Annotated in this window: 1 protein-coding gene (only partly in view); it reads left to right on the plus strand. The window is 72.7% G+C overall.

Features of this window, described 5'->3' with window-relative positions:
* Window positions 1–8,161, plus strand: partial view of a type I polyketide synthase gene (locus tag ABD932_RS18350; RefSeq protein WP_345013963.1) — the 3' portion only. The gene continues 19,778 nt to the left of window position 1, outside the view; only the last 8,161 of its 27,939 coding nucleotides appear in the window; the start codon falls outside the window, past its left edge; the stop codon is at window positions 8,159–8,161.
* Window positions 8,162–8,185 lie beyond the last annotated feature (24 nt).

Consider the following 8,185-nt stretch of genomic DNA (forward strand, 5'->3'; position numbering starts at 1 on the left):
CTCCGCCTTCACCGCCACCGGAGGTCTCGCCCCCGACGGCCGCTGCAAGGCGTTCGCCGACGCCGCCGACGGCACCGGCTGGTCCGAGGGCGCGGGCGTGATCCTGCTGGAGCGCCTGTCCGACGCCCGGCGCAACGGCCACGAAGTCCTCGCCGTCCTGCGCGGCTCGGCCGTCAACCAGGACGGTGCGTCCAATGGCCTTACGGCGCCGAACGGGCCGTCGCAGCAGCGGGTGATCCGGCAGGCCCTCGCCAACGCCGGGCTCTCCGGGGGCGACGTCGACGTGGTCGAGGCGCACGGCACCGGCACCACGCTCGGCGACCCCATCGAGGCGGGCGCGGTACTCGCCACGTACGGCCAGGACCGCGAGACACCGGTCCTGCTGGGCTCCATCAAGTCCAACATCGGCCACCCGCAGTCGGCCGGCGGCGTCGCCGGCGTCATCAAGATGGTCATGGCGCTCCGGCACGGCGTTGTACCCCGCACCCTGCACGTCGACGCGCCGTCCACCAACGTCGAGTGGGGGACCGGCAGCGTCGAACTCCTCACCGAACGCCGTGACTGGCCGGCCACCGGCCGCGCCCGCCGGGCCGGTGTGTCGTCGTTCGGCGTCAGCGGCACCAACGCGCACGTGATCATCGAGCAGGCGCCGGAGTCCGCCCCGGAGCGGGATGAGCCGGTGCGCGTGACGCCGGGTGTCGTCCCGGTCCTCGTGTCGGGCCGCACCGAGCAGGCTCTTGCCGACCAGGTCGCCCGCCTCGCCGCGGTCGATGCCAGTCCCCTCGACATCGCCTACTCCCTCGCCACCGGTCGTAGCCGGTTCGAGCACCGGGTGGTCCTCGCGGACGGAGCGGAGATCGCCCGGGGCGAGGCCACCGAGCAGCAGCTCGCGTTCCTGTTCTCCGGGCAGGGGGCGCAACGGCTCGGCATGGGCCGGGAGTTGTATGACCGCTTCCCGGTCTTCGCGGGCGCTCTGGACGACGTACTCGCCCACCTGGACCCGCAGTTGCGCGAGGTGATGTGGGGTGCGGACGCGGAGCTGCTGAACCAGACCCGTCACACCCAGCCCGCGCTGTTCGCCCTCCAGGTGGCCCTTTACCGGCTGACGGAGTGGCTCGGTGTGCGGGCCGATCAGCTGGCGGGTCATTCCATCGGTGAGATCGCGGCCGCGCATGTGGCCGGGGTGCTGTCGCTGGAGGACGCCTGCACGTTGGTGTCGGAGCGGGCCCGGCTGATGCAGGCGCTGCCCGCGGGCGGCGCGATGCTGGCGATCGAGGCCACGGAGGAGGAAGCCGCCGCGCATCTCACCGGCGGTGTGTCGATCGCGGCCGTCAACGGGCCGACGTCCGTGGTGATCGCGGGCGACGCGGCCGAGGTCGAGCGGATCGCCGAACTCTTCGCCGATCGCAGGACCAAGCGGCTGCCGGTCAGCCACGCCTTCCACTCACCGCTGATGGAACCGATGCTGGACGACTTCCGTGCGGTGGTCGGCGGCCTGACGTTCCACGAGCCGGCGATCCCGGTCGTGACGACGGGTGACGTGACCGGCCCCGACTACTGGGTCCGTCATGTCCGTGAGGCGGTGCGGTTCCACGACAACGTCACGGCGCTGCGCGACGCGGGCACCACGGCGTTCCTGGAGATCGGCCCTGACGGTGTGCTGTCCGCGATGGTCGCCGAGACGGCCCCGGATGCCGTGATCACCCCGGTGCTGCGCAAGGACCGCGACGAGGAGTCCGCGCTGGTCACAGGCCTGGCGCGGCTGCACGTGAGCGGCGTGACCGTGGACTGGGTGCCGCTGTTCGCCGGTACCGGCGCCCGCCGCGTGGACCTGCCGACGTACGCCTTCCAGCACGAGCGCTACTGGCCGACGCTGCTGGAGGCCACCGCCTCCGCGCAGCCCGCCGTGGACTCCTGGCGGCACCGCGAGTCCTGGACGCCGGTCACGCCGACGGGCTCGGTCACCGGCACGTGGCTGGTCGTGGTGCCGGCCGGGCTGGCCGACGACGCCTGGGCCGCCGAGGTCGCCGCTGCGGTCGGCGGCACGATCGTCGAGGAACTGCCCGAAACGCCGTACGACGGCGTCGTCTCGCTGCTGGCACTGTCGGACGGCACCGACGCGGGCGGTGTCCCGGTCGGCGTGTCCGGCACGCTGGAACTCGTCCGGACGCTTGCGCGCCGCGGCATCGCCGCCCCGGTGTGGGCGGTCACACGCGGCGCGGTCTCGGTCGCGGGCGAGCCGATCGCCGACGTGGGACAGAGCGCTGTCTGGGGCCTCGGCCGCGTCGCCGCGCTCGAACTGCCCGCCCAGTGGGGCGGCCTGGTCGACGTACAGGGTGCACCCGAGCTACTTGCTGCCGTACTCACGGGCGCCGAGGACCAGGTGGCCGTCCGGCCCGAGGGCGTCTTCGCCCGCCGATACGGCAAGGCACCGCGCCCGGCCGGTACGGCGTGGCAGCCGACCGGCACCGTCCTGATCACCGGCGGTACTGGCGCGCTCGGCGCGCACGTCGCCCGTGACCTCGCCAAGCGGGGCGTGGAGCGGGTCGTTCTGGCCAGCCGCCGGGGCCTGGACGCGCCCGGCGCCGCCGCACTGCGGGACGAACTGCGCGAGAGCGTGCGGGCCGACGTGGTGGCCTGCGACGTCGCCGAACGCGACGCCGTCCGCGCCCTCCTCGCCGACCTGCCCGGACTCACCGCCGTCGTGCACACCGCCGGTGTGCTGGACGACGGAGTGATCGAGTCGCTGACGCCGCAGCGGTTCGCGGACGTGTTCCACGCCAAGGTCGCCTCCGCGCTCGTCCTCGACGAGCTGACGCGCGAGCTGGACCTCGATGCGTTCGTCCTGTTCTCGTCCCTCGCCGGTGCGATCGGCAACCCCGGCCAGGCCAACTACGCCGCCGCCAACACAGTCCTGGACGCCCTCGCCACCCGGCGCCGGACCGACGGCCACGCCGCGACCTCCATCGCCTGGGGCGCCTGGGCCGGAGCCGGCATGGCCGCAGGGGAGGGCGTCGCCGCCGACCTGCACGGCCTCGCCATGAACCCCGCCCTCGCCGTGGAGGCGATGTGGCGGGCCGTCGGCGAACCCGACGCGACCATCGGCATCGCGATCCTGCCGGACGCCGTGCCCGCGGCCGACAGCCGGGCACGCGAGCCGCGCGGCGACGCCGGCCTGCTCGCCAGGCTCCAGGACGCGGACGAGCCGCTGGACGTGATGCTCGACGTCGTCCGCACGGCCGTCGCGGCAGTGCTCGGCTACGCCGGCCCGTCTGCCGTGGGCGTCACAAAGCCCTTCAGCGGCCTGGGCTTCGACTCACTCACCGCCGTCGAACTGCGCAACAAGCTGGGCACGGCGACCGGGCGCAGCCTGCCCGCGAGCCTCGTCTACGACTACCCGACACCCCGCGAGCTCGCCGAGCACCTGCTCCACGAGGTGCTCGGAGTCGCCGCCGACGCCGCCGTGGTCGCCCGCGGTCCCGTGCGCGACGACGAGCCGATCGCCATCGTCGGCATGTCCTGCCGGTTCGCCGGCGGGGTGACGACGCCCGAGGAGTTCTGGGAGATGCTGGTCGAGGGACGCGACGGCATGGGCGCGTTCCCGACCGACCGCGACTGGGACGTCGAGTCGGTGCTGGCGACGAGCGTCACCAGCGAGGCCGGATTCCTCGACGGCAGCGCGGACTTCGACCCGGCGTTCTTCGGCATCGCCCCGCGCGAGGCGCTGGCGATGGACCCGCAGCAGCGGTTCCTGCTGGAGACGACCTGGGAGGCCCTGGAGCGCGTCGGCGTCGACCCGGACTCCCTGCGATCCACCCCGACCGGCGTGTTCGTCGGCACGAACGGCCAGGACTACGCGACGCTGCTCACCAACTCCGCCGAGGACACCGAGGGCCACGCCGCCACCGGTCTCGCGGCGAGCGTGATCTCCGGCCGCCTCTCCTACACCTTCGGCTTCGAGGGCCCGGCCGTCACCGTCGACACCGCCTGCTCCGCGTCCCTGGTCGCGATCCACCTGGCCACCCAGGCGCTGCGCGGCGGCGAGTGCACGCTCGCCGTCGCCGGCGGCGCGACCATCATGACCACCCCGCTCGCCTTCGCCGAACTCACCCGCCAGGGCGCCCTCGCCAAGAACGGCCGCTCGAAGGCCTTCTCCGACGACGCGGACGGTGCGGGCTGGTCCGAGGGCGTCGGCATGGTGGTCATGGAGCGGCTGTCGGATGCGGTGCGCAACGGGCATCGGGTGCTGGCGGTGGTGCGTGGGTCTGCGGTCAATCAGGACGGTGCGTCGAATGGTCTGACCGCGCCGAATGGTCCCTCGCAGCAACGCGTGATCCGGCAGGCGCTCGCGAGCGCCGGGCTGTCCACGTCTGACGTGGACGCGGTGGAGGCGCACGGTACCGGTACGGCGCTCGGCGACCCGATCGAGGCGCAGGCCCTGCTGGCCACCTACGGCCAGGACCGCGAACAGCCCCTCCTGCTCGGCTCCGTGAAGTCCAACATCGGCCACACCCAGGCCGCCGCCGGCGTCGCCGGTGTCATCAAGATGGTCCTGGCGCTGCAGCACGGGGTGCTGCCGCAGACGTTGCATGTCACTGAGCCGTCGTCGCATGTGGATTGGGCGGCTGGGTCGGTGGAGTTGTTGACGTCGGCGGTGGAGTGGCCTGGTGGGGAGCGTCCGCGTCGGGCGGGTGTGTCGTCGTTCGGGATCAGCGGGACGAACGCGCATCTGATCCTGGAAGAGGCCGCCGTCGGCTCCGAGGAGGCTGTTGCTGAGCCGGTGCCTTCGGGGCTTGGGGTTCCGTGGGTGGTGTCGGCGCGGTCTGAGCGGTCGTTGGATGCGCAGGTTGCGCGGTTGGAGGCGCTTGAGGCCGACAGCGTCGATGTGGGCTGGTCTTTGCTGGGGCGGTCGGTGTTTGATCACCGGGCGGTGCTGGTGGATGGGCAGTTGGTGCGGGGTGTGGCCGGTGAGGTCGGCCCCGGTCCGGTGTTCGTGTTCCCCGGTCAGGGCTCGCAGTGGGCCGGTATGGCGGTCGAACTGCTGGATTCCTCCGAGGTGTTCGCCCACTGGGTGGCCGAGTGCGACCGGGTGATCGGTTCCTTTGTGGACTGGTCGGTCATCGACGTGCTGCGCGGGGATGCGGAGCTGTTGGAGCGCATCGAGATTCTGCAGCCGGTGTTGTTCGCGGTGATGGTGTCGTTGGCGCAGACGTGGCGGTCGTTCGGTGTGGAGCCGGGCGCGGTGGTGGGTCATTCGCAGGGTGAGATCGCGGCGGCTTTCGTGGCGGGTGCGCTGAGCCTGGAGGATGCCGTCCGGATTGTCGTGCTGCGCAGTCAGCTGTTCGCGGACGAACTCGTCGGCCGGGGTGCGGTCGCCTCGGTGGCGCTGCCGGTCGAGGCGGTGCGTGAACTCATCGGTCGCTGGGCTGGGTTGTCGGTGGCCGGTATCAATGGCCCGAATGCGTGCACGGTGGCTGGTCCGGAGGATGAGCTGGGCGAGTTCGTCGACCTGTGCGTGAGCCGGGGTGAGCGGGCGCGGATCGTGCCCTCGACGGTGGCGTCGCACGGCCCGCAGGTCGAGCCGCTGCGGGAACGCCTTCTGGAGATGCTGGCGGAGACGACTCCTCGGACGGCGGGTATCCCGTTCTACTCGGCGGTGACCGGCGAGCGGATCGACACGACGGAACTGGGCCCGGAGTACTGGTACTTGAACGCCCGCAGGCCGATCGAGTTCGCGAAGGTCACCCGGGCGTTGATCGATGACGGTTACCGCGTGTTCGTCGAGTCCAGCGCGCATCCGGTGCTGACGATGCCACTGCAGTCCACCGCGGACGATCACGGCGCACTGGACGTCGTGGCGGTCGGTTCCCTGCGCCGGGACCAGGGCGGCCCGGCCAGGTTCGCCCTTTCCCTCGGCGAGGCGTGGGCCGCAGGCATCGAGGTCGACTGGCAGGTGTTCTACGAAGGCACCGGAGCCCGCCGCATCGACCTCCCCACCTACGCCTTCGACCGCCAGCGCTACTGGCCCAAGGCGGCCGTCAGCTCGGGCGCGGCCGACCCGGTCGACGCCGAGTTCTGGACCCTCGTCGACAGCGGTGACCTCGCTTCCGCGCTCGATGTGGATCCGGACGCGGCGGCGGCCGTGGCGCCCGCGCTGTCCGCATGGCGTGGGCGGCAGAAGGCCCAGTCCACCGTGGACTCGTGGCGGTACCAGGATTCCTGGGAGCGGCTGCGCGGTGTCCCCGTCGCCGGTATCACGGGGACCTGGCTCGCTCTCGTTCCGGCCGGCATCGACGGGGCGGACCAGGGCGACAAGGCATGGACCGAGTCCGTGCTCGCGCCGCTCGGCGCCGACGTCGTACGCATCGATGTCGCACCGGACACCGACCGGGCAACCCTCGCCGCCCGGTTGGCCGGTATTGAGCCCGCCGGAGTGCTGTCCCTGCTCGGTACGGCCGACCGGCCGTACCCCGGGTTCGACGCCACGTCGTCGGGCCTGGCGCTGTCGGTAGTGCTCGTGCAGGCGCTCGGCGACGCCGGGATCACGGCGCCGCTGTGGGCCGTGACCCGGGGAGCGGTCACGACCGGCGCCGACGACACGGTCACCAGCCCCGCTCAGACGGCGCTGTGGGGACTCGGCCGGGTCGCGGCCCTGGACCTGCCGCACCGGTGGGGCGGCCTGGTCGACCTTCCCGAGGAGATCGACGACCGTATCGCCGAGGGCCTGGTCGCCGCGCTCAGCAACGGGGGTGGAGAGGATCAGCTCGCCGTGCGCGCCTCCGGCGTTCACGGCCGGCGGCTGGTGCCCGCGCCGCGTGGGCAGCGGGGCGAGGAGTGGCAGCCGCGCGGCACGGTGCTCATCACCGGTGGCACCGGCGCGCTCGGCGGTCATGTCGCCCGCTGGGTCGCCGACGCCGGCGCCGAGCACGTCGTCCTCACCAGCCGTCGCGGGGCCGCGGCGCCCGGCGGGCAGGAGCTGCGGGCCGAACTCGAAGCGCTCGGCGCCCGGGTCACGCTCGCTGCCTGCGACGCCTCCGACCGGGCGGCGCTGGCGGCGCTGCTGGAGCAGATCCCGGCCGAGCACCCGCTGACGGCGGTCGTGCACGCGGCCGGTGTCGTCGAGGGCAACGCTCCGACCGACGCGCTCGGCATCGACCAGCTCAACCGGCTGCTGCGGGCCAAGACGACGTCCGCGTGGAACCTGCACGAACTCACCGCGGACAACCCGGAGATCGAGGCGTTCATCCTCTTCTCGTCCGGCGCGGCGAGCTGGGGCAGCGGGGCACAGCCCGCCTACGCGGCGGCCAACGCCTACCTGGACGGCCTCGCGCACCACCGCCACGGTCTGGGCCTCGCGGCCACGTCCGTCGCGTGGGGTGCCTGGGCGGACAGCGGCATGGCCGCCGAGAACGCCGAGGGCGCGGAGCAACTGCGCCGCCGCGGCCTGCACACCATGGCGCCGGAGCTCGCGATCACGGCGCTGCGGCAGGCGGTCGCCGACGGCCGGACGCAGCTCACCGTCACCAACACCGACTGGGAGAAGTTCGCGCCCAGCTTCACGGCACAGCGGCCCAGCCCGCTGCTCGACGGCATCCCGGACGTGCGCAGGCTGGCCGAAGCCGAGGCGCAGCAGCCGTCCGACTCCGGGTTCAAGGAGCGGCTGGCCGCGCTGCCCGAGTCCGAGCGCGGCCGGGTCCTGCTCGACCTGGTCCGCGCCGAGGCCGCCGCGACGCTCGGCTACGACGAGGCCGACGCGTTCTCGGCGAACCGGGCCTTCCGCGACGTCGGCTTCGACTCGGTGATGGCCGTCGACCTGCGCAACCGGCTGAAGGCGGCCACCGGGGTGGCGCTGCCCGCGACCCTGGTCTTCGACCACCCGACCCCGGCGGCCCTGGCGCAGTTCATCCGCACCGAGCTGCTGGGCGAGACGGGCGAGCGGCGGGCGGACGATCCCGAGGCGCACATCCGCGAGACCCTCGCCTCGATCCCGATCAGCCGACTGCGCAAGGCCGGCCTGTTGGATCTCGTGCTCCAACTTGCTCAAGACAGTGGGGAAATCACGAGCACTGATTCTGTTGTGCTTGATCCCGAGGCGGACTCGATCGACGACCTCGACGGCGAAGCACTGCTGCGCCTGGCGATCGAGAACTCCGGGAACTGACGGCCGACCCCAGAAGGAAGCGCG

The sequence above is a fragment of the Streptomyces shaanxiensis genome, from assembly GCF_039537145.1.
In the GTDB taxonomy this organism is placed as follows: domain Bacteria; phylum Actinomycetota; class Actinomycetes; order Streptomycetales; family Streptomycetaceae; genus Streptomyces; species Streptomyces shaanxiensis.